Here is a 22,289-nt window from a genome sequence, read left to right as displayed (position 1 = left end):
GATGCCTGCCAGTCTTCGATACGTTGCTGCCAGAGCCGTCTGCGTTCGATGTGTGTCATACTGATTTCTCCTGGGTTGACGAGGAAATCAGTGTGGGCAATCTTGGTAACCGAAAGTAGGTGCTGGTTTATTGGCGCTTACCCTTGCTTACCTGCTACTCTGAAGTTCAGGTTCATTCACCGCAATTTTGGCGGTGGTTTTAATCACAGTGCATCAGCGGTAGCTGGTGCCAGGGGGCGTCGGTGCAGGCTGTCATGTTTGGTTGCCAAAGGTCGGGTTTCATTCCGGTTCGGTTGTTCGCAGCTAACAAGGCGCATCAATACGCGGCCTGTGGCCGCCGGACGCCCTTTTCATTGCGGCTGCGCCTCCATTACAAGGGCGCCGTTGTGCGCTGGCGTTAGCTGGTAGTGCCTTTGTCGTTTTTGGTGGCTGGGTGCCATCGGGCCTTGGCCGCAAACGGGTAGCAAAATCGGAAAGTTTTGTGGTTCGCCAAGGCCGTCAGAATCCGTGGTCAGATTGGCAGCTCAATCTGGTTCCGGTGTTGGTATAAAAGTCGGTGCTTGCCTTGTGGGGTCGTTCACCGAAAATTGGGTCTGGGTCGGCTAGTCTGAAGTTCAGGTTCATTCACCGCATCGTTGGCGGTGGTTTCAATCACAGTGCATCGGCGGTTTTCGGTGCCAGGGCAGCGGTGCATGCCGTCTTGTTGGTTGCCAGGTATCGGGCTTCACAGTTACCCCCAGCTAACCAGTCGCTGTAGTTCGCGGCCGATGGCCGCCGGACGCCCGTTTCATTGCGGCGTCGCCTCCATTACAAGGGCGCCGCTAAGCTAAGCGTTAGCTGTGTAGTGCGCTGTTCCTTTTGGGTTGTTCGGTGCCAGTGGCCTTGGCCGTAAGCGGGCAGCAAAACCGGCAATGTTGGTGGCTCGCCAAGGCCGTCGAAATCCGTCGTCAGATTGGCAGCTCAGTCGGTCAGCGGTGATGGTAAAAGCTTGGGTGTTTACCTTGCGGGGCTGTCCGGCGAAACCTGGTTCCTTGCTTACCTGCTACTCTGAAGTTCAGGTTCATTCGCCGCATCATCGGCGGTGGTTTTAATCAAGGTGCATTGGCCAGAGCTTGTGCCCCAAAGAAACGGAGCAGGCTGTCATGCTGGTTGCCAAAGATCGGGTTTCATTCCGGTTCGGTTGTTCGCAGCTAACAAAGCCATCAAATTCGCTCCCTACGGTCGCCGGACGCCCTTGTCAGGGCGCCGTTTATGGCCGGCGTTAAAAGGTAAGGATAGACCCCATGGGTGAGTTGTTAGTTGTAGTGCTGGATGCCTTAGTCGGCGGCGTGGTTTTGTGGCTTGCCGCAAAGATTACCCTTGTCGACTTAGCATTGAGTGAGACTGTCATTGCGGCGGGTGGGGCCGCTGCCGTTGCTTTGGTGCCTACGATTGGCTGGTTATTGTCGCTTGTCGTGCTTTTTGTTCTGCTCAAAAAATTCAGCAGAGCAAATATCTGGCCGGATATAATTCTGATGGTTATCGTTAGCAGGTTGGTATCGTTCGTTGCTCTCATGGCCTTGGGTGGCCTGCGATAGCTTTTAACAAGTCGCTGTAGTACGCGGCCGATGGCCGCCGGACGCCCTTTTCATTGCGGCTACGCCTCCATTACAAGGTCGCCGCTAAGCTCATTCGTTAACTGTCACGGAAGATCTCAGTGAAATTTGAAGTATCGAGCAATCTTAAAATCAGTCCCGAAGATGTTGCTGGGCTACTCACCATGAAGGGCGTAAATAGGGAATTGAGCCCTCTCATCCGTATGACGGCTCCCTCAGAATGGTCAAGCAAACCGATCTTCGAATGGCCCTCCGGTAGGGTGCTCTTTTCGAGCTGGATACTCCTTTTCGGTATCCTTCCCATTGATCGGCACACGTTCTTTTTTCAATCCATTGATCGCCAACGGGGTTTTGTGGAGGTGTCCAGTACTTTAACCAATAAGCTGTGGCACCATCGGCGGGACATCAATCGGAACGGGGCATTATGCTGGGTCACCGATACCGTCGAGTTCCAGTGTAGGTTGCCAGTGTTGGCAGACGTTCTGGCACCTGTCTACCGACTCATCTTCAAGCACCGTCATCAGGTGCTAAGGTCATACTATGGTGGCAGCGCCAGTTAACCAGTCAATTAAGTTCGTTCCGGCCTGCGGCCTCCACCGGACGCCCCTGTCGGGCCGCCGCTTATTTCAGCGTTAACCCTTGTGACCAGCATCTTGCAAAACTCCGTCAATGACGTATATTGACTGTCATGTTTACCATCATCGAAACCCCTACATTTGAAGCAGATGCCAGAAAAATCTGGACTGAGGAAGAGCGAAGCGCTTTCTTTGCCTGGCTTGCGGCAAGTCCGGAAATTGGTGACCCCATTCCGGGTAGCGGCGGATGTAGAAAGGTTCGTTGGTCGGTAGCGGGTTCAGGGAAGCGCGGTGGGGTGCGAGTCATTTACTTCACCAAGTTGGCAAATGGTGAGATCTGGTTATTGGTGATCTACAAGAAAGCCGTCAGGGGCAATATACCCGCTCATATCCTGAAGTCGATTCGTGAGGTATTGGAAAATGAGTGACGAGACACTAAGTGCTGAGGAGCTTGGCAACAAGTTGCTTCAGTCTGTTAAAGAAATGAAAGCGGGCAAAACTGCACGAGTCAGTCGTGTTGAGCCTAACGAGGTGGCAGAGGCTCGAGGCAAAACCGGACTGACTCAGGTCGAGTTTGCTGAGGTACTGCATATTTCCGCGCGAACCCTGCAGGAGTGGGAGCAAGGTCGACGTGAACCCTCTGGTCCAGCAAAAGCGCTCATTGAGATTGCTTCCCGTCATCCCGAGGTCATTCGAGAAGGCCTCGAGCTACGGGGTTAACAAGCGGCTGTTGTCGGACGCGCCTACGCTGCGCTCCGGCACGCCGCAAAGCCGGGCGTTAGAGCACGAAACCAAGGGTAGGTAAATGACTCAGCTCGTCACTTTACAGAACATCGCTAGAGAACGGATGAATAAGTGCTCTGATGTGCTTTCACGAAAATTTTTGCGCTCTGTAAGACCCATATATGGAAGTACGGAGCGTGGTGAGCCGGAGCATATCGGTAGCTGTGTTTTGGTGGATTTTGCAGGGAAGAAATACCTTGTTACGGCTGCGCACGTAATTGATAACAATGAACAGACGACTCTTTATGTTGGTGGCGAAAGAAATTTGGTTGAAGTGGTAGGTGAATTTCTCATTACTGCGCCTCCAAAAGGCCAGAGAAGTAACGACAAACTGGACTTCGCAATCCATGAAGTGAAAGATGAGTTTGAAGCGTCACTTGGGAACTTGGATTTTATCAACGAAAGCGAATGTCTTATTCAGCCTCAGGAAGAACCCCCAAAATTCTGCTTAGCGCTTGGCTATCCCAACTCGAAAAATAAGAAATTTAATAGGAACGCAAAAACCGTAAAAGAGGTTCCTTTCGTCTATTCATCATCCCTCAAGCACGAGGGCGATATTTTTTCGACTGTTGGCGCAAGTGTTTGGCACCATTTTCTCCTAGACTTCTGTGGGAGATATTCTAAAAACGAGAAGGGCGAGAAAGTCCACTCGTGGTCACCGATCGGGGTCAGTGGGGGTGGCCTTTTCTCAATTAAGGGACTAGATCTCAATAGTGTCCTTGATGACAGTGATTGCCATGGTGAGCTAATCGGCATTTTTATTGAGTTCCACAAGTCTCAGAAAGTTTTGCTAGCCATTAAATTTTCCACAATTTATGCAGCTCTAACAAATGCAGGCAAGGGATGCTCCTGACGTCGCGCCCCTGCTGCAAGCGTTATGCAAGGAAGACATAGTTTTGAGAAATCTGTTTGAGGAACAGCTCTACGTTAAGGTTTCACGGAATCGCTTCGAAATAGCGAGAGTGACCGGTGATCCCTCGGCCGAAATTGTTTCTTCACCGGAGCCTTTCAGTACCGCTCGTCTGCTTGTTGGAGAGTTTTCACGAGCAGAACACGAGCTGAGAAAGGGCATAAGGAAGGTGCTGCCTAAAACTTTTATCAAAAGAAGCGCTGCGGTTCTGATTCACCCTTTGGAAATGACTGAAAACGGCCTCTGCCGAGTGGAAGTCAAGATATTGCGTGAGCTAGCACTTGGTGCTGGCGCATACAAAGTAGAGGTATGGGAGGGGGAAGAGCTAACTCCCTCGCAAGTCGTTGAAAAATTAAAAAATGCATAACAAGGCGCATCAGTACGCGGCCGATGGCCGCCGGACGCCACTGTCGTGGCGCCGGTTACCTCAGCGTTATGTGTGAGGAGTATGGATGAGTCCTACAGTATTCCGAGAAAAAGGATATCGTTTCTTTTTCTTCTCGCGAGAGGAGTCTCGCATGCATGTTCATGTAGTATCGGGTGATGGCGAGGCAAAATTCTGGCTTGAACCAGATCTTGAGCTGTCCAAAAATTACGGATACAACCGGCAGCAACTGAAAGAAATCGAATTATTGGTGGAGGATCACCGAGATGAGCTTGTCAGCGCTTGGAAACAGCACTTCGGCAGTTGAGGTGACGAACATTTCTGCGCATGGCGTGTGGCTTCTGGCGCACGACCGAGAGTTTTTCATGCCCTACAACAGTTTTCCCTGGTTTAAGGAGCAGCCGGTCAGCGCAATTGTGAACGTTGAGGAACAATCTCCAGGCCACTTCTATTGGCCTGACCTTGATGTCGACCTGACGGAAGAAATTATAGAGCATCCCGAGAGGTTCCCGAACGTCGCTCACTGCACATAACCATCGCAGGCACGGCGACGTCTTTTCCATTGCGGCTTCGCCTCCATTCCAAAGCCGCGCATGCAGCTGGCTGCTCTGGATACGGCGACTTCAGTGGAAGATATGGATATCCCTGGCTTTCGGCTTCACCCATTGAAGAGAAAAGACAAGGGGCGGTGGTCGATTCGGGTTAACGGAAATTGGCGCATGACGTTCGAATTTCAGGACGGCAATGCCTACATTCTTGATTATGAGGATTATCACTAATGACTATGCATAATCCGCCGCATCCTGGTGAATTCATTCGCGAGGTTTACCTGGAGCCCTTCGGTATCAGCTCTCGTCAGCTTGCTTCCAGTCTGGGCGTTTCACCTTCTACATTGTCGCGGCTGCTCAAAGGAGATAGTGGTATTAGCCCGGAAATGTCATTGCGGCTATCCAAGGTTCTCGGGCGCACTCCTGAGAGCTGGTTGGCAATGCAGGACATGTACGATCTTTGGGTGGCCCGCAATACGGTCAATCTGGATGGCATTCATCCCTTGGACTTCGAAGCAGCTTAACCAGTGGCTGTTGTCGGACGCGCCTGCGCTGGCGCTCCGGCACGCCGTTTATTGCGGGCGTCATGCAATACGTTCGTCTTGACGTACGTACCCAGAGGCGTACACTTTGGTGAAAAGATAAACACACAAGAGGTGCGTCATGACCGGAATCACAGCAACTGAGGCGCGCAGCAACCTATATCGGTTGATTGACGAGACCGCCGAGTCCCACCAACCAATCGTCATCATGGGTAAGCGGAACAAAGCCGTCCTGGTTTCCGAGGAAGACTGGTCTGCAATTCAGGAAACACTTTACCTGCTCTCCGTACCAGGTATGCGGGAGTCTATTCGTGAGGGGATGGATACCCCCGTGGATGAATGTGACGAGGAGCTGGACTGGTGACATGGAAGTTGGTTTACACCAAGCAAGCCCAGAAAGATGCAAAGAAGTTGGCCTCCAGCGGCCTTAAACCAAAAGCCCAGGAACTGTTAGCGCTGATAGCGGAAGATCCATACCGCAAGCCGCCTCCGATTGAGAAGCTCATTGGTGATCTTTCAGGGGCCTATTCACGCCGCATCAATATTCAGCATCGTCTGGTCTACCAAGTACTCGAGGAGGAGCGAGTGGTGAAAGTTCTCAGGCTCTGGAGTCACTACGAATAAGGCATAGCCAGGCGCTGTTGCCGGACAAATTTTCCACCGCTTCGCGGCTCCAAAATTGGCGCAAAGCTTCGCGTTTTAGCTGTGATTGTCTCACTCGAAAAGTGATACTATAGTGTCACTATTAATTTGGATCAGGGTGGGCCCATGAAAGTTGAGCTGGTTACGAACCTCAAGCGCCAAGCCACAAAGATTCTGGCAGATCTGCACCTGACTAAAGAGCCGATACTGATCACGGAGCACGGTCAGCCATCCGCATACCTTGTTGATGTGCAAGATTACGAGTTTATGCAGCGCCGACTTGAGCTGCTTGAGGGGCTCTCACGAGGAGAGCTGGCTGTACTTGAGGGAAGAACGTACAGTCAAAGTGAGGCCAGGGAGAAAATGAGTAAATGGCTGAAGTAATCTGGACGGAGCCCGCCCTTCAAGAACTGGATGCGATCGCTGAGTACATTGCTCTAGATAATCCTGCAGCCGCAAGTCACCTGGTCCAAGAAGTTTTCGATAAGACCGGGTGTTTGGAAGATTTCCCCCAATCCGGACGGATTCCTCCAGAGCTCCCTTCTCCGCTTCGCTAGGTCAAAGTCACCGGTGCGCCAGCACACTGCTGAGCCAGGCGCTTTCAGCGCCCCTTAAACAAAGACCCCAACAACCCCCGCAAAATACTCCGGGTCATCTCCCGCCCTGCGGTGCGGGCTACGCTTTTTGCCATGGTTTCAAAAACGCCCTGGCGCGACGATGTTCTTGCTCGCGCCGGGGCTTTTCGTTTGCTGGTTGGCGCTTTGTACATCTGGCTGTCATCAAGCGCTGCCTGTTCGGCTTCCCTGGCAGCTTGTTCGGCTCGTTCTTTCAGTTTCCCGTAGGCCGATTCGCGGTCAATGGTGGTGTTGTACCTTGGGCCAAACTCGCTGGCATTGATGATTTGCCTGCGTTCTTCGGCCGTGGCCGGGCCCAGGCGGGAGGAGGGCGGCCGGATCAGGGTCTGGTCCACTATCGATGGCATGCCTTTGGCGTCCAGTGTGGATACCAGGGCTTCGCCGATACCCAGTTCGGTGATGACCTTTTCAGTATTAAGGTTAGGGTTTTGCCGGAAGGTGGAGGCGGCAGAACGAACGGCTTTCTGGTCTCGGGGGGTAAAGGCTCTGAGTGCGTGTTGTACCCGGTTGCCCAGCTGGCCCAGCACGGTGTCCGGGATGTCTGTGGGGTTTTGGGAGACAAAATAAACGCCTACTCCCTTGGAGCGGATCAGCCGAACAACCTGTTCAACCTTCTGCAGGAGAGCTTTCGGGGCATCATCAAACAGCAGGTGCGCTTCGTCGAAAAAGAACACGAGTTTGGGTTTGTCGGGGTCGCCGACTTCCGGTAACTCTTCAAACAGTTCGGCAAGCAACCAGAGCAGGATGGTGGCGTAGAGCCGTGGGCGTTGAATCAACTGGTCTGCTGCCAGCAGGTTAATGTGTCCGTGCCCTGCAGTGTCGCAGCGCATGAGGTCGGCAAGCTCCAGTGCGGGCTCACCGAAAAACCGGTCTCCGCCTTCTTGCTCAAGTTGAAGTAACCGGCGCTGTATGGCGCCCACAGAGGATTTGCTGACGTTGCCGTAGATTGCCGTAAGCTCTTGTGACTGCTCGGCTACGAAGGTCATCAGGGCTCGCAGGTCTTTCAGGTCCAGCAGGGCCATGCCGTGCTCGTCCGCCACTTTGAATGCGATGTTCAGAACGCCCTCCTGGGTGTCGTTGAGTTCCAGCAGGCGAGACAGTAAAAGTGGCCCCATATCTGAAATGGTGGCCCGCATGGGGTGGCCTTCGGCGCCGAAGACACCCCAGAAAACGGTGGGGAAACCATGGAAGGTGTAGGGTTCAAGGCCTATCTTCTCTGCACGCTTGAGCAGCGCAGGCTTGGGCGTGCCGGGCTGGGAGATGCCAGACAAGTCGCCTTTTACATCGGCCATGAACACCGGCACACCCTGGGCGGAAAAGCCTTCCGCCAGAATCTGCAGGGTGACGGTTTTGCCGGTACCTGTGGCGCCGGCAATCAGGCCATGACGGTTAGCACGGCTTAGCAGCAGGCTCTGAACGTGACTGCCCCCTCGCAGGATCGCCAGAAGCGGTATCTGCGCCAGATGGACATTTACTTTTCCTGGTTCGTGGAGCAGTTCTTTCTTGAATGCATGACCCGCGAAAGCTTTTCCGCACTGGACGAGGCGCTCCGCCAGAGCATTACGGATTTTCTCCAGCAGGAGCGAACTCATCGCAAAGAGCAGGATTACCTGCGTGATTTTCTGGGCACGCCTACCGCGCTTTGGAATCGAATGAGCCTCTACGACCGGTTACTGTAGTACCCCATCTCGCTGCGGCCAAAGGTTGCCGAACTCGGCTCCGGTACGCGCAAGCTGGTGAAGGCTGCCACCACAATGTTCATCATGTCGATACTGACCTACATGCTGTTTAATGTGCGCAATGCCAGCGAAACGCTTTCCATCACGTTGTTGCTGGTTATCGCGTTGATGTACGGCGTTCGTGACATGGTGCGCGAAGACATGATCAACGTGATTACCCGCCGGTTACGCCGGGGCAAGCCCCGTTGGCGGATTCGCCTGCGAATGCCTTACACCAGGCAGCAGGTGGCCAGGCAGCTGGTGTGGGTGGATTATCGGAATCTCCAGGAGTTGCCGCAGGTGGTCGTCAGTGCCATCGGACGCTCGGCCAACAACGATGATGCACAAGTTATCTGTTACCGGTCTCTGCTCAAACCGGACAAAGACACCCTGGAACACGATGAGATCAGGGAGCGTATAACGCTGGATTTCGAAGCTCTGTGTGAAATGATCAAGGTAAGCCGGGATCGACTGCATGTGTGTGAGGAGGATGAGGAGTCCGGGTTTTCGGTACAGGTTCATCCGATCGAGAGGCAGCAGGACTTCCATTTATTGCTGGTGTCTGAGCAGCCAGGGCAGGATCAGTCGTCGGCCCAGCTGTGGCGCCTGCGGCTGGGTAACAGTGGCATTGTGCAGAGCAAAAGCAAGGATCCAAACTGGCCCAGCCCTGAAGAGCAGATGAAGCGCAGTTGGTGGGATCGGATAACGGCTGTGTTCAAGAAAAACTAGGTTGTGAAATCCCGGGGGGTGCCTGTGCGTTATCGCAGCCGAAATACCGCGTGCCCGCCGTCATGCCGAAACAGGGCTGAGGCGGGTGTCCAGCCCAGGCTTCAGTTTGGTGGCATCAAAGCTGAGTACGTCGATCACCACTTCCGGGGCACTCGGGTCGCCCACCTACAGGATGGCTTCGCCGGCCTGGGTCACACCTTCATTCCGGTGTAAGCCATTGTTTGTAGGGCCGAGTATAGTTCATGGGTGCTTTCCTGTGCCGGATTCAGTTACAGTCATGCCACGCATCTTTCAACGTAAAGGGGAGAAACAACTGATGAGCGATCCGACCTACACGCCACCGAAAGTCTGGAAATGGGAGCAGGGCAACGGCGGCAGGTTTGCCAGCATCAACCGCCCGATTGCCGGTGCCACCCATGATAAAGACTTGCCGGTGGGCGAGCATCCGTTCCAGCTGTATTCCCTGGCAACGCCCAACGGTGTTAAAGCCACCATCATGTTTGAGGAATTGCTGGAGAAAGGCATCAAGGAAGCCGAATACGATGCCTGGCTGATCCAGATTATGGAAGGTGACCAGTTCAGTAGCGGTTTTGTGGAGGTTAACCCCAACTCCAAGATCCCCGCGTTGCTGGATCGCAGTGAAGACCCGGCCGTGCGGGTATTCGAATCCGGTTCTATCCTGTTCTATCTGGCAGAGAAGTTTGGAGCCTTCCTGCCAACGGACCGTGCCCGGCGTGCAGAAACTATGAACTGGCTGTTCTGGCAGATGGCCAGCGCACCGATTCTGGGTGGTGGATTCGGGCATTTCTATGCCTATGCCCCGGAAAAATACGAGTACCCCATCAACCGCTACACCATGGAGGTGAAGCGCCAGCTGGATGTGCTGGATCGGCAGCTGGCGGACAACCAGTATATTGCCGGTGACGAGTACACCATCGCCGATATGGCGGTGTGGCCCTGGTATGGTTCGCTGGTGAAGAATACCGTGTATGAGGCCGCCGAATTCCTGGAAGCCCATACTTATACCAACGTGCTGCGCTGGACGAATGAACTGGCCAAGCGCCCGGCAGTGCAGCGTGGCCGCATGGTGAACCGTGCCTGGGGCGAGTTGTCCTCCCAGCTGCTTGAGCGCCACGATGCGAGCGATTTTGACTTACGCACCCAGGATAAACTCGAAGGCCAGCAATCTTAAGGAGCAAGAATGGCTGTGCCTGCGGCGTTAACCGAGGACCAGGTTAACCTGCTGCGCACGGCGGGGTACGGCTTTGCCCGGTAAGTGGGTGGCAGTTCCGGCCTGGTTCGGCCGGTGGTGGCGTCTGGTCTTGTCCTTGCTTTTCAGGTTCCATTACTACGTTCCTGTCTGATTAGAAGCCCATGGCGGATGAAGTGCTTCGCCTGGGGTCGGCGCCGCCAAACAGAGTGCCGTCTTCGCCGATCATGATGCTCTGAATGGCGCCCATGGCGGTACTGGTATTCACCACATGGCCCCTGGACTCAAGCAATTCGATAGTGTCCTGGCTGATGCCCTGTTCGATGCGAATCTCATCTGGCAGCCACTGATGGTGCATGCGCGGGGCGCTGACGGCGGTCTGTATGTTCATATTATGGTCGATCACATTCATCACTACCTGCAAGGTGGTGGTGATAATACGAGAGCCGCCCGGGCTGCCGGTGACCAGAACATTCTTGCCGTCTTTACGCACGATAGTGGGCGACATGGAGCTGAGCATACGCTTGCCCGGTTCAATCTTGTTGGCTTCGCCACCAATCAGGCCGTAGGCGTTGGCAGCGCCCGGCTTGGCGCTGAAGTCGTCCATTTCATTGTTCAGCAGAAAGCCTGCGCCGGCCACGGTGATGCCGGAGCCGTAGCTGAAATTGATGGTGTAGGTGTTGGATACGGCATTGCCCCAACGGTCCACCACCGAGAAGTGGGTGGTTTCCGGGCTTTCAAATACCGCGGGCTGGCCGGGCTTGATCTCGAGGGACGGGCGGGCCTTGTCCGGGGCAATGCCTTTGCGCAGTTCTGCGGCGTAGTCTTTGCTGGTCAGCCCGGCCAGGGGCACCTCCACAAAGTCCGTGTCGCCCAGGTATTCGGCCCGGTCGGCGTAGGCCAGCTTCATGGCTTCTGCCATGTGGTGCAGGGTGTTGGCGGAGTTGTGCCCCCATTCGCCAATGGGGAAGTGCTCAAGAATATTCAGGATCTGGACGATGTGGGTGCCGCCGGAAGAGGGCGGTGACATGGAGAAAATATCGTATCCCCGGTAATTACCCTGCACCGGCTGGCGGACCGCGGGCTGATAGCTGGCCAGGTCCTCCAGGGTAATCAGCCCGTTGCCGCGCTGCATTTCTTCCACAATCAGCCGGGCGGTTTCGCCCTGGTAAAAGCCCTCGATGCCTTGATCAGCAATGCGTTGAAGCGTAGCGGCCAGCTCCGGCTGCCTGAACGTTTCCCCCGGCTGCGGTGCGGAGCCGTCTTCCTTATAAAAGGTATCGCGGGTGGCGGGCCAGCGTTGCAAGCGATCCCGCGCCTGTTCCAGCCCCTTGGTAAACCGGTGTGGAACCACAAAGCCATCCCTGGCCAGGCGTATGGCCGGCGCCAGGGCTTCTTTCAGTGATAGGGTGCCATGGCGTTCAAGGGCCATGGCCAGGCCAGCCACGGTGCCGGGAACACCCGCGGCTTTATGGCTGAACCGGCTGCGCTCGTTCACCACATTGCCGTCTTCATCCTGGAACATGGTTTCGGTCGCGGCCGCCGGTGCGGTTTCCCGGTAGTCGATGGCTTCCGGTGCGGAGCCATCGCCCGGTGCGTAGAGCAGGAAGCCGCCACCACCGATGTTTCCGGAGCGGGGCTGGGTGACGGCCAGGGCAAAGCCGGCGGTAACCGCAGCATCTGCGGCGTTACCACCGTTTTTGAGAACCTGCAGGGCCACTTCCGAGGCCAGCGTGTGGCTGGTGGCCACCATGCCCTGGGTGCCTTGAACGGGATGAAAGCGCTCGCCTTCCAGAATGGCCTGGTTGCTGGCTGCCGCAGCAGTGGTTGCAACTGCGAACAAGCTTGCGGCTGTAAGGCGCCACAGGCCCCTCAGAGGGATTTTCTTTAAAAGGCTGTGGTTGACTCTGTCCATGCGCTCACTCCTCGTTTCTGGCTTTCAGATAGGCTATCATAGCCGGTCATTTTTAACGGTGCGTTCCGATCGTTTGCCGCAAACTTTGTTTTGCCGGTTCCCCGTCGCACCCGCTTTCCCGGATTCAAGTTAAGGAAAGGCTTCATGGAGCATACCTATCGTCTTGTTATTTCCTGCCCGGACCGGGTGGGAATTGTTGCCAAGGTGAGTAATTTCCTGTCCACCTACAATGGCTGGATTACCGAGGCGAGCCACCACTCAGACACCCAGTCCGGCTGGTTCTTCATGCGGCACGAGATCAAGGCCGAATCGATTCCGTTCGGGCTGGACCAGTTCCGCGCAGCCTTCGAACCGATTGCCCGCGAGTTCAACATGAACTGGCACATTGCCGATTCTGCCCGCCCCAAGCGGGTGATCCTGATGTGCAGCAAGGAATCCCACTGCCTGGCCGACCTGTTGCACCGCTGGCACAGCAAGGAACTCAACTGCGAAATCGTGGCGGTTATCTCGAACCACGATGACCTGCGCCGGATGGTGGAATGGCATGACATTCCCTACCACCATGTGCCGGTAAGCAAGGAAAACAAGGCCGAAGCCTTCGCCCACATTGAAGAGCTGTTCGCACAGTACGAAACCGATGTGGTGGTGCTGGCCCGTTATATGCAAATCCTGCCGGCTGCCCTGTGTGAAAAGTATGCGGGCAAGGTGATCAATATCCATCACAGCTTCCTGCCGTCTTTCGCTGGTGCCCGGCCATACCACCAGGCTTATAGCCGTGGTGTGAAGCTGATTGGTGCAACCTGCCACTACGTAACCCAGGATCTTGATGAGGGCCCGATCATCGAGCAGGACGTTATTCGCATCAGCCATCGCGACTCCATCGAAGACATGGTTCGCCTGGGTAAGGATGTTGAGAAGAACGTACTGGCCCGCGGGCTCCGGTCGCATGTTGAAGACCGCGTGATTACCTATGAAAACAAGACCGTAGTGTTTGATTAAGGCTTTACCACAGTTGCCCCGGCGAGGGGTGGACTGTGGTATGCTTGGCGGCTTGTTGAAGAATAAATGTGGGTGCGGAAAAAGGCCCCGTAACGACTTCCAGATAACGCAAAGGAACCTTTCTCGATGGGTGAGTTAGCCAAAGAGATCCTGCCGGTCAATATTGAAGACGAATTGAAACAGTCCTACCTCGATTACGCCATGAGCGTTATCGTTGGCCGGGCCCTGCCGGATGTGCGCGACGGCCTCAAGCCGGTGCACCGGCGGGTTCTGTTCGCCATGTCCGAGCTGGGTAACGACTGGAACAAGGCGTACAAGAAGTCTGCCCGTGTGGTGGGTGACGTTATCGGTAAATACCACCCCCATGGCGACTCTGCGGTATACGACACCATCGTTCGTATGGCCCAGCCGTTTTCGCTGCGCTACCCGCTGGTTGATGGCCAGGGTAACTTCGGTTCCATCGACGGCGACAACGCGGCCGCCATGCGTTACACCGAAATCCGCATGGAGAAGATGGCGCACTCGCTGCTGGCGGACCTGGAAAAGGAAACGGTCGACTACGTAGACAACTACGACGGCACCGAGCGTATTCCGGAAGTCCTGCCCACCCGCGTACCGAACCTGCTGGTGAACGGCTCCTCCGGTATCGCCGTGGGCATGGCCACCAACATTCCGCCCCACAACCTGACCGAAGTCGTTAACGGCTGCCTGGCGCTGATTGATAACCCGGACCTGACCATCGATGAACTGATGGAATACATTCCGGGCCCGGATTTCCCGACCCAGGGCATCATTAACGGCCGTGCAGGCATTGTCGAGGCCTATCGCACCGGCCGTGGTCGTATCTACATTCGTGCCCGTCACGAGATCGAGCACGACAACAAGACCAACCGCGATGCGATCATCATCACCGAGCTGCCTTACCAGCTGAACAAGGCGAAGCTGATCGAGAAGATCGCCGAACTGGTCAAGGAAAAACGCCTTGAGGGCATCACCGAGCTGCGTGACGAGTCCAACAAGGAAGGTATCCGGGTTGTTATCGAACTGCGCCGTGGTGAAAACCCGGAAGTGGTGGTGAACAACCTGTTCGCCCACACTCAGCTGCAGACAGTGTTCGGCATCAATATGGTTGCGCTGCTGAACGGCGAGCCGAAGATCCTGAACCTGAAGCAGATGCTCGACGCCTTCGTGCGCCACCGTCGCGAAGTGGTTACCCGCCGGACCATCTATGAGCTGCGCAAAGCCCGTGAGCGTGGTCACATCCTGGAAGGCCTGACCGTAGCCCTGGCCAACATCGACGAGATGATCGAACTGATCAAGGCTTCTCCGAGCTCTGTTGAAGCCAAGGAAAAGCTGATGTCCAAGGGCTGGGCGCCCGGCGACGTCCTGGCCATGCTGGAACGTGCTGGTGAAGATGCCTGCCGCCCGGATGACCTGCCGGAATTCTACGGCCTGCGTGATGGCCTGTACTACCTGTCACCGGAGCAGACCCAGGCGATCCTGGATATGCGCCTGCACCGCCTGACCGGCCTGGAAACCGAAAAGCTCCAGAACGAGTACAAGGAAATCCTCGAGAAGATTGCCGGCCTGCTGGAAATCCTGGGTGATCCGGACCGCCTGATGCAGGTTATCCGTGAAGAACTGGAAGCCGTGGTGTCCGAGTTTGGTGACGAGCGCCGTACCGAAATCACCAGTTCCCAGCGTGACCTGACCATCGCAGACCTGATTGACGAAGAAGACCTGGTGGTCACCATTTCCCACAGCGGTTATGCCAAGACCCAGGCGGTTGAAGATTACCAGGCCCAGCGCCGTGGTGGTCGCGGTAAGGCCGCCACCTCGATGAAAGATGAAGACTTTATCGAGAAGCTGCTGGTCGCCAACTCCCACGATACCATTCTGTGCTTCTCCGACCGCGGCAAGGTGTACTGGCTGCGGGTGTTCGAGATTCCACGTGGCAGCCGTGGTTCCCGTGGTCGCCCGATGGTCAACATCCTGCCGCTGGACGAGGGTGAGCGTATTACCACCTTCCTGCCGGTGCGTGATTATCCGGAAGACCAGTTTGTGCTGATGGCCACTTCTGCCGGTGTGGTCAAGAAAACCCCGCTGCCGAACTTCTCCCGTCCGCGCAGCAGCGGCCTGATTGCCCTGAACCTGGATGAAGGCGATACCCTGATTGGTGCAGCCATCACTGACGGTTCCGCCGAGGTAATGCTGTTCTCTACCGCCGGCAAAGCGGTGCGGTTCCGCGAGGACCAGGTGCGGCCCATGAGCCGGACTGCCCGTGGTGTGCGCGGTATCAAGATGCCGGAAGGCCACCATGTGGTGTCGCTGATTATTCCGCAGGACGGCGGCGTAATTCTCACCGCCAGTGAACACGGCTACGGCAAGCGTACCGCCATCGACGAATTCCCGGCCTACAGCCGTGGCAGTCAGGGCGTTATCGCCATGCAGTGCTCCGAGCGTAACGGCAACCTGGTAACCGCTTTGCAGCTGTTCGAAGGCGACGAGATGATGCTGATTTCGGACAAGGGCACGCTGGTGCGTACCCGTACCGATGAGGTCTCTGTACTCAGCCGGAACACCCAGGGTGTGCGCCTGATTCGCCTGGCGCAGGAAGACGAGCGCCTGGTGGGTGTTGAGCGGATTGCAGAATCTGATGATGACGATGCCGATGCGGAAGATACCGATGCGGGCGTTGACGTAGACGTTGAAGGCGAGGAAACCGAAGAATGAGCAGGGCGTTTAATTTCTGTGCGGGTCCGGCCACCTTGCCGGAGGCTGTGCTGAAGCAGGCTCTGAGCGAAATGCTCGACTGGCGCGGCACCGGCATGTCGGTGATGGAGATGAGTCACCGCAGTGACGAGTTTGTGGCGATTGCCGAAACGGCTGAAAAAGACCTTCGGGAACTTGCAGGAATATCAGACGATTACGCCGTACTCTTCATGCAAGGTGGAGCTTCCAGCCAGTTCTCTACCATCCCGCTGAACCTGCTCGGTGAAAAGACCTCTGCCGATTACGTGAACACCGGTATCTGGTCCAAGAAAGCCATCGCAGAAGCCAGCCGCTACGGTGATGTGAACGTGGTGGCCAGCTCTGAAGGCAGCGGTTTTACCACCATTCCGGACCAGGCGGTATGGACCACGAATGCCGATGCGGCGTACCTGCATTACACGCCGAACGAAACCATTGGTGGCCTGGAATACGATTTCATTCCGGACGGCGGCAAGGTGCCGCTGGTGGCGGACATGTCTTCCACCATGCTGTCGCGCCCGGTAGACATCAACAAGTTCGGGCTGATTTACGCCGGCGCCCAGAAGAACATCGGGCCTTCTGGCCTGGTGGTTGTGATTATCCGTAAGGACCTTCTGGGCAAGGCACGCAAGGAAACGCCGACGATGATGAACTATCAGGTCATCGCCGATAACGATTCCATGTACAACACGCCGGCTACCTATTCCTGGTACCTGTCCGGCCTGGTGTTCAAGTGGCTGAAAGAGCAGGGCGGCGTGAAGGCGATGGGCGAGTTGAATGCCCGCAAGGCGAAGAAGCTGTACGACTTCATTGATACCAATGATTTCTATGCCAACCCGATCGAACCGCGTTTCCGTTCCTGGATGAACGTGCCGTTCACCCTGGCAGACGATGCTCTCAACGGTGAGTTCCTTAAAGGTGCTGAAGCCCGGCACCTGCTGAACCTGCAGGGCCATCGTTCGGTAGGCGGCATGCGGGCGAGCATCTACAACGCCATGCCGGAAGAGGGTGTGGATGCGTTGATTGCCTACATGGCGGAATTTGCGAAGGAGCGGGGCTGATCATGACGGACGAGAAGACCCGTCTGGGTGAGCTGCGGGATGAAATAGACAGCCTTGATCAGCAGATCATGAAGCTGATCAGCGCCCGTGCCAAATGCGCCCAGGAAGTGGCCAACGTGAAGATGGCAGCCAATCCGGGGCAGGATGTGTTCTTCTACCGTCCGGAGCGGGAAGCCCAGGTTCTGCGCCGTATCAAGGAGCAGAACCCGGGGCCTTTGCCGGCGGAAGAGATGGCCCGCCTGTTCCGGGAAATCATGTCGGCCTGCCTGGCCCTGGAAAAGCCGATGCACATCGCGTTCCTCGGCCCCCTGGGCACCTTCACCCAGGCTGCGGCACTCAAGCATTTTGGTCATTCCGTGATCAGTGTTCCGCTGCCGGCTATTGATGCCGTGTTCCGTGAAGTGGAATCTGGTGCGGCACAGTACGGCGTGGTGCCGGTGGAGAACTCCACCGAAGGCATGGTTAACCACACGCTGGATATGTTTATTGGCTCACCGCTGAAAATCTGCGGTGAGGTGCAGTTGCGGATTCACCATCATTTGCTGGTCTCGCCCAAGCACAAAGACCAGGAAATCACCCGGATTTATTCCCACCAGCAGTCCTTTGCCCAGTGCCGCCAGTGGCTGGATACCCACCGCTATGGCATTGAGCGGATTACCGTTTCAAGCAACGCAGAAGCGGCCCGCCGTGCGGCTGAAGAGCCGGGCACTGCCGCGATTGCCGGTGATATGGCTGCAGAGCTGTACGGCCTGGAAAAGCTGTCCAACAGTATTGAAGACCGGCCGGACAACACCACCCGCTTCCTGATTATCGGCCAGGAAGAGGTGCCTGCCAGCGGCCAGGATAAGTCATCAGTACTGGTGTCCATGCGGAACAAGCCGGGTGCGCTTTACGCCGTGTTGGAGCCCTTCCATCGCCATGGCATCAGTCTGACCCGTATTGAAACCCGTCCGTCGCCCAGTGGCACCTGGGCCTATGTGTTCTACATCGATTTCGAAGGGCACATGGACGACGAACAGGTGAAAAAAGTACTCGCTGAAATTGACCAGGAAGCTGTGGAGCTCAAACGCCTGGGCTCATACCCCATTGGTGTTCTTTAAGATTTCACAGGCCGGAACCGGAGGAAAGTTGAATGGCAGTGGATTACCAGAGTCTTGCGGTGAAAGGTGTTCAGGCTCTGTCTCCGTATCAGCCGGGCAAGCCCATTGAGGAGCTGGCTCGTGAGCTGGGATTGAACCCCGCGGAGATTGTTAAACTGGCCAGCAACGAGAATCCCCTGGGGCCCAGTGACAAGGCAATGGCTGCCGCCCGTAAGGCGCTGGAAGAAATGTGCCTGTACCCGGACGGCAACGGTTTCGACCTGAAGCAGGCGCTTTCGAAGCGTTTCGGCCTGGGCATGAACCAGATCACGCTGGGCAACGGTTCCAACGATGTGCTGGAAGTGATCGCCCGCTGCTTTGCCGATAGCGATAGCGAAGTGGTGTTCTCCCAGTATGCCTTTGCCGTTTACCCGATTGTCACCCAGGCTATCGGGGCCAGGGGCGTTTCAGTACCTGCCAGGGACTGGGGGCATGACCTGGACGCCATGGCCGCTGCTGTAACAGACCGCACCAAGCTGGTGTTCGTGGCCAACCCGAATAACCCCACCGGAACCGTGCATGAAGCGGATGCCCTAGAAGCGTTCCTGGATCGCATTCCGGAACGGGTGCTGGTGGTTCTGGACGAAGCCTACTGCGAGTATCTGACCGGCGATGAATACCCGGACGGCATCAAGCTGCTGGCGCGATACCCGAACCTGATCGTCTGCCGCACCTTCTCCAAGGCCTGGGGGCTGGCAGCTCTGAGGGTTGGCTATGCCATCAGCTCGCCGGAAATTGCCGATATTCTCAACCGCGTGCGCCAACCGTTTAACGTAGACACCGTCGCCCTGGCGGCTGCCACCGCGGTTCTGGAAGACGAAGCCTATCTGAACCGTTCCCGCGAAGTGAACGAAGCCGGGCTGCGCCAGCTGTGCGAAGGCTTTGACCGGATGGGCCTGCCTTACATCCCGTCTGCCGGCAACTTTGTGGCGGTGGAAGTGGGTGAGCGGGCGGCCGGTGTGTACCAGGCCCTGCTGACCCACGGTGTTATTGTGCGTCCGGTAGCCGGCTATGGTATGCCGTGTCACCTGCGGGTTTCTGTGGGCCTGCCGGAAGAGAACGATCGTTTCCTGGATGCCCTTGCCGAGGCGCTGGTATCAGCGGGTGAGGGAGGCTGAGTTGACCGCCCGTGAGCCTGTTTTCCGTCGTGTTGCCGTTATAGGCCTGGGCCTGATCGGCGGTTCACTGGCCAGCGCAATGCGCAAGTACCGGCTGGCCGGTACCGTAGTGGGATTCGACCGCAAAGCGGAAGATGCGGCTTTGGGGGTTGAACTCGGCGTTATTGACGAGGCCGCTGGAAGTCTTGAGCAGGCGGTGCAGGGCAGTGACCTTATCGTGCTGGCGGTTCCGGTTCGGGCCACCCGTGCTGTGCTCGAGCAGATTCAGCCGTTTCTTGCAGAAGATGCCGTGCTGACCGACGTCGGAAGCACCAAGTCGAGCTTTATTGCGGATGTGGAGGCCGTTTTCGGCACCTTGCCCGCAAATGTCATTCCCGGGCATCCCATTGCCGGCTCAGAGAAGAGCGGTATTCGTGCCGCTAACCCGGAGCTGTTTGCCCACCATAAAGTCATCCTGACGCCAGCCGATAGCGCGATTCCTTCAGGTGTCAGCAGGCTCACGGCACTGTGGGAAGGCACCGGAGCCACGGTGCTGACCATGTCTGTGGCCTATCATGACGAAGTGCTGGCGGCTACCAGCCATTTGCCGCACCTGATCGCTTTCTCGCTGGTGGACACGCTGGCGGGTGAAGATGAGAATATGGACATCTTCCGCTATGCGGCGGGCGGTTTCCGGGACTTTACCCGGATTGCGGCCAGCGATCCGGTCATGTGGCACGACATTTTCCTGTCAAACCGCGATGCGGTTCTGCGGGTGATCGACCATTTTACCCAGGACCTAGGCCAGCTTCGGACTGCCATCGCTGCCGGTGATGGTGCTACGATGCTCCGGGTATTCAGTCGCGCCAAGGCGGCGCGTGAACATTTTTCCAAGATGCTTTCAGGGCAGGCTTACGTGACGAATAACAGTGACAAGCAGGTGACGTTCTTAATGCAACCCGGTGGTTCTGTCCGGGGTGATATCCGGGTTCCGGGTGACAAATCCATGTCTCACCGCTCCATCATGCTGGGCGCCCTGGCTGAGGGAATTACCGAGGTTAAAGGTTTCCTCGAAGGCGAAGACAGCCTGGCGACTTTGCAGGCGTTCCGGGATATGGGTGTAACGATTGAAGGCCCGGAAGACGGGTTTGTCCGCATCCATGGTGTTGGCATGAATGGCCTGCAGGCGCCCCGGGGCCCGCTGTATCTCGGCAATTCCGGTACCGCGATGCGTTTGTTTGCCGGACTGCTGGCTGCGCAGCCGTTTGACTCTGAACTCTCCGGAGATACCAGCCTGTCCAAGCGCCCAATGGGCCGAGTAGCCGACCCGTTGCGCGCCATGGGTGCGGTGATTGATACCGCAGAAGGTGGTCGTCCGCCCCTGAAGATCCGGGGCGGGCAGCACCTCACTGGTATTCACTACGACATGCCGGTGGCCAGTGCCCAGGTGAAGTCGTGCCTGTTGCTGGCAGGGCTGTACGCCGAAGGTGTGACCTCCGTAACCGAGCCTGCTCCTACCCGCGACCACACCGAGCGTATGTTGCAGGGTTTCGGCTACCACGTGCACCGTGATGGCGCCACGGCCAGTGTTACCGGCGGTGGCAAGCTGACTGGCGGTGCAATCGATGTGCCGGCGGATATTTCCTCGGCAGCGTTCTTCCTGGTGGCGGCAAGTATTGCCCCGGATTCCGACCTGACCCTGCGCCATGTTGGTATGAACCCGACCCGTGTTGGTGTGATCAATATTCTGCGCCAGATGGGCGCGGATATAGAGGTGCTGGAAGAGCGGGTGATTGGTGGCGAGCCGGTGGCTGACTTGCGGGTTCGCTCCGCGAGCCTGAAGGGTATTGATATCCCGGAAGACCAGGTGCCGCTGGCCATTGACGAGTTCCCTGTGCTGTTCATTGCCGCCGCCTGCGCTGAGGGTCGCACCGTGCTGCGCGGCGCCGAGGAATTGCGGGTGAAGGAAAGCGACCGTATTCAGGTGATGGCTGACGGCCTGGCTGCGCTGGGCGTGGAAACCACGGTAACGCCGGATGGCATCATTATTGACGGCGGCCAGACTATTGGTGGCGGTACGGTCGAAAGCCATGAAGACCACCGGATTTCCATGTCGTTTGCAGTCGCCTCGTTGCGGGCTACCGGCCCGATCCGGATCAACGATTGCGCGAACGTGGCTACGTCGTTCCCAAGCTTCGTTGAGCTGGCAAAGCAGACAGGAATTCAGATCAGTACAGAAGGTGTTCAGTAATGACCCAGACCAAGGCACCGGTAATTGCCGTTGATGGCCCGGGGGGCTCCGGCAAAGGCACCATTACCCAGATGCTGGCCCGGAAACTGGGCTGGCACCTGCTGGACAGTGGCGCGCTGTACCGGCTGACCGCCCTGGCGGCAACCCGGCAGGGCGTTGCCCTGGATGATGAGGCCGGGTTGGTGAAAGTAGCGGCAACCCTGGATGTGGCGTTTGAGCCGACCGGGGAAGGGCACCCGGTTAAAGTGGTTCTGGCCGGCGAGGATGTTACCTCGGAAATCCGTACCGAAACCTGTGGTGATAACGCCTCGAAGGTTGCGGTTATGCAGCCGGTTCGCGATGCCCTGCTGCAGCGGCAACGGGATTTTCGCCAGTTACCGGGCCTGGTGGCAGACGGCCGTGATATGGGAACCGTGGTGTTCCCGGACGCGCCGGTCAAGATCTTCCTGACCGCCAGTGCCGAAGAACGGGCCAGGCGACGCTACAACCAGTTGATGCAAGCGGGTGTCGATGTTAATATTGACGCCCTTTTGGAAGAGATACGGGTACGTGACGAGCGGGATATGAACCGTTCAGCGGCCCCTCTCAAGCCTGCAGATGATGCGCAAGTCATTGATTCTACGGGTTTGAGTATAGAAGAGGTGTTAGACAGGTGTATGGCCGCAGCAGGTCAGGCCTGACTACACCTTTTTGTCGTTGGAATGCCGGAAGCAGCGCAAATTGCCAGCCGCTGGCTGATTCCGGAAATCACTAACAGACCGTGTTGCTGGCGGCACGGAGCACACTTGCGTTGATCATATAGGG

The 22,289-nt window shown here is 56.7% G+C and carries 24 protein-coding genes; 22 read left to right on the top strand and 2 right to left on the bottom strand.

Features of this window, described 5'->3' with window-relative positions; genetic code table 11:
• Positions 1 to 1,283: 1,283 nt before the first annotated feature.
• The 13 genes from AC13DJ_RS02000 to AC13DJ_RS01940 all read left to right on the top strand — a co-directional run bounded on the left by AC13DJ_RS02000 (position 1,284) and on the right by AC13DJ_RS01940 (position 6,537).
• A complete protein-coding gene (locus AC13DJ_RS02000) occupies positions 1,284 to 1,577 on the top strand; it encodes a hypothetical protein (protein ID WP_144820884.1) in 294 nt (97 codons plus the stop codon).
• A gap of 706 nt (positions 1,578 to 2,283) precedes the next feature.
• A complete protein-coding gene (locus AC13DJ_RS01995; RefSeq protein WP_054641851.1) occupies positions 2,284 to 2,598 on the top strand; it encodes a hypothetical protein in 315 nt (104 codons plus the stop codon).
• Entirely contained in the window at positions 2,591 to 2,890 is a 300-nt protein-coding gene (locus tag AC13DJ_RS01990; protein WP_062373489.1) for a helix-turn-helix domain-containing protein, read from the top strand. The genes AC13DJ_RS01995 and AC13DJ_RS01990 overlap by 8 nt, the downstream gene beginning before the upstream one ends.
• A gap of 85 nt (positions 2,891 to 2,975) precedes the next feature.
• Positions 2,976 to 3,806, top strand: coding sequence for a hypothetical protein (locus AC13DJ_RS01985; protein WP_482934160.1), 831 nt, complete (start codon positions 2,976 to 2,978; stop codon positions 3,804 to 3,806).
• Positions 3,807 to 3,849: 43 nt separating this feature from the next.
• Complete coding sequence (locus AC13DJ_RS01980) at positions 3,850 to 4,230, top strand: hypothetical protein (RefSeq protein ID WP_482934159.1); 381 nt, start codon at positions 3,850 to 3,852, stop codon at positions 4,228 to 4,230.
• Between the two features lie 85 nt (positions 4,231 to 4,315).
• On the top strand, positions 4,316 to 4,555 hold the full coding sequence (locus tag AC13DJ_RS01975; protein WP_081697604.1) for a DUF4160 domain-containing protein: 240 nt from the start codon (positions 4,316 to 4,318) through the stop codon (positions 4,553 to 4,555).
• Positions 4,515 to 4,781, top strand: coding sequence for a DUF2442 domain-containing protein (locus tag AC13DJ_RS01970; protein ID WP_036219965.1), 267 nt, complete (start codon positions 4,515 to 4,517; stop codon positions 4,779 to 4,781). The genes AC13DJ_RS01975 and AC13DJ_RS01970 overlap by 41 nt, the downstream gene beginning before the upstream one ends.
• Positions 4,782 to 4,841: 60 nt before the next feature.
• The gene (locus AC13DJ_RS01965; protein ID WP_482934158.1) at positions 4,842 to 5,027 is read left to right on the top strand and encodes a type II toxin-antitoxin system RelE/ParE family toxin; all 186 of its coding nucleotides are present in this window, start codon (positions 4,842 to 4,844) and stop codon (positions 5,025 to 5,027) included.
• Complete coding sequence (locus AC13DJ_RS01960; protein ID WP_068436756.1) at positions 5,027 to 5,320, top strand: HigA family addiction module antitoxin; 294 nt, start codon at positions 5,027 to 5,029, stop codon at positions 5,318 to 5,320. Before AC13DJ_RS01965 ends, AC13DJ_RS01960 begins: the two co-directional genes overlap by 1 nt.
• A gap of 139 nt (positions 5,321 to 5,459) precedes the next feature.
• Entirely contained in the window at positions 5,460 to 5,702 is a 243-nt protein-coding gene (locus AC13DJ_RS01955) for a type II toxin-antitoxin system Phd/YefM family antitoxin (protein WP_058092928.1), read from the top strand.
• Positions 5,699 to 5,962: a Txe/YoeB family addiction module toxin gene (locus AC13DJ_RS01950; RefSeq protein ID WP_199457280.1), complete on the top strand. Its 264-nt coding sequence runs from the start codon at positions 5,699 to 5,701 to the stop codon at positions 5,960 to 5,962. The genes AC13DJ_RS01955 and AC13DJ_RS01950 overlap by 4 nt, the downstream gene beginning before the upstream one ends.
• 144 nt (positions 5,963 to 6,106) lie before the next feature.
• Positions 6,107 to 6,364 carry a type II toxin-antitoxin system Phd/YefM family antitoxin gene (locus AC13DJ_RS01945; protein ID WP_022990007.1) on the top strand — a complete coding sequence of 86 codons (258 nt, stop codon included), beginning with the start codon at positions 6,107 to 6,109 and terminating at the stop codon, positions 6,362 to 6,364.
• Positions 6,352 to 6,537 carry a type II toxin-antitoxin system RelE/ParE family toxin gene (locus AC13DJ_RS01940; protein WP_482934157.1) on the top strand — a complete coding sequence of 62 codons (186 nt, stop codon included), beginning with the start codon at positions 6,352 to 6,354 and terminating at the stop codon, positions 6,535 to 6,537. Before AC13DJ_RS01945 ends, AC13DJ_RS01940 begins: the two co-directional genes overlap by 13 nt.
• Positions 6,538 to 6,581: 44 nt before the next feature.
• Here the strand turns inward: AC13DJ_RS01940 and AC13DJ_RS01935 are convergent, their stop codons facing one another.
• Positions 6,582 to 8,207 (bottom strand): helicase HerA-like domain-containing protein, encoded by a 1,626-nt coding sequence (locus tag AC13DJ_RS01935; RefSeq protein ID WP_482934156.1) that lies wholly within the window; start codon positions 8,205 to 8,207, stop codon positions 6,582 to 6,584.
• 162 nt (positions 8,208 to 8,369) lie between these two features.
• Here AC13DJ_RS01935 and AC13DJ_RS01930 point away from each other — a divergent pair, with 162 nt between their 5' ends.
• The gene (locus AC13DJ_RS01930; RefSeq protein WP_482934155.1) at positions 8,370 to 9,062 is read left to right on the top strand and encodes a hypothetical protein; all 693 of its coding nucleotides are present in this window, start codon (positions 8,370 to 8,372) and stop codon (positions 9,060 to 9,062) included.
• Between the two features lie 316 nt (positions 9,063 to 9,378).
• Positions 9,379 to 10,254 carry a glutathione-dependent disulfide-bond oxidoreductase gene (gene yghU / locus AC13DJ_RS01925; RefSeq protein ID WP_482934154.1) on the top strand — a complete coding sequence of 292 codons (876 nt, stop codon included), beginning with the start codon at positions 9,379 to 9,381 and terminating at the stop codon, positions 10,252 to 10,254.
• 172 nt (positions 10,255 to 10,426) lie between these two features.
• Here yghU and ggt read toward each other — a convergent pair whose 3' ends face one another.
• Complete coding sequence (gene ggt / locus AC13DJ_RS01920) at positions 10,427 to 12,187, bottom strand: gamma-glutamyltransferase (protein WP_482934153.1); 1,761 nt, start codon at positions 12,185 to 12,187, stop codon at positions 10,427 to 10,429.
• A 144-nt stretch (positions 12,188 to 12,331) separates the two neighbouring features.
• Here ggt and purU point away from each other — a divergent pair, with 144 nt between their 5' ends.
• The 7 genes from purU to cmk all read left to right on the top strand — a co-directional run bounded on the left by purU (position 12,332) and on the right by cmk (position 22,165).
• Positions 12,332 to 13,186 carry a formyltetrahydrofolate deformylase gene (gene purU / locus AC13DJ_RS01915; protein WP_022990017.1) on the top strand — a complete coding sequence of 285 codons (855 nt, stop codon included), beginning with the start codon at positions 12,332 to 12,334 and terminating at the stop codon, positions 13,184 to 13,186.
• Positions 13,187 to 13,312: 126 nt separating this feature from the next.
• Entirely contained in the window at positions 13,313 to 15,919 is a 2,607-nt protein-coding gene (gyrA, locus tag AC13DJ_RS01910) for a DNA gyrase subunit A (protein ID WP_058340480.1), read from the top strand.
• Positions 15,916 to 16,998: a 3-phosphoserine/phosphohydroxythreonine transaminase gene (serC, locus tag AC13DJ_RS01905; protein WP_482934152.1), complete on the top strand. Its 1,083-nt coding sequence runs from the start codon at positions 15,916 to 15,918 to the stop codon at positions 16,996 to 16,998. The genes gyrA and serC overlap by 4 nt, the downstream gene beginning before the upstream one ends.
• A 2-nt stretch (positions 16,999 to 17,000) precedes the next feature.
• Positions 17,001 to 18,098: a prephenate dehydratase gene (pheA, locus tag AC13DJ_RS01900; protein WP_482934151.1), complete on the top strand. Its 1,098-nt coding sequence runs from the start codon at positions 17,001 to 17,003 to the stop codon at positions 18,096 to 18,098.
• A gap of 32 nt (positions 18,099 to 18,130) precedes the next feature.
• Entirely contained in the window at positions 18,131 to 19,255 is a 1,125-nt protein-coding gene (gene hisC, locus AC13DJ_RS01895) for a histidinol-phosphate transaminase (RefSeq protein WP_482934150.1), read from the top strand.
• Position 19,256: 1 nt separating this feature from the next.
• On the top strand, positions 19,257 to 21,485 hold the full coding sequence (locus tag AC13DJ_RS01890) for a bifunctional prephenate dehydrogenase/3-phosphoshikimate 1-carboxyvinyltransferase (protein WP_482934149.1): 2,229 nt from the start codon (positions 19,257 to 19,259) through the stop codon (positions 21,483 to 21,485).
• On the top strand, positions 21,485 to 22,165 hold the full coding sequence (gene cmk / locus AC13DJ_RS01885) for a (d)CMP kinase (protein WP_022990023.1): 681 nt from the start codon (positions 21,485 to 21,487) through the stop codon (positions 22,163 to 22,165). Before AC13DJ_RS01890 ends, cmk begins: the two co-directional genes overlap by 1 nt.
• Positions 22,166 to 22,289 lie beyond the last annotated feature (124 nt).

The sequence above is a fragment of the Marinobacter sp. L-46 genome (assembly GCF_056859535.1).
The sequence above is the reverse complement of the archived record's forward strand: the minus strand, read 5'-3'. Positions and strand labels throughout refer to the sequence as shown.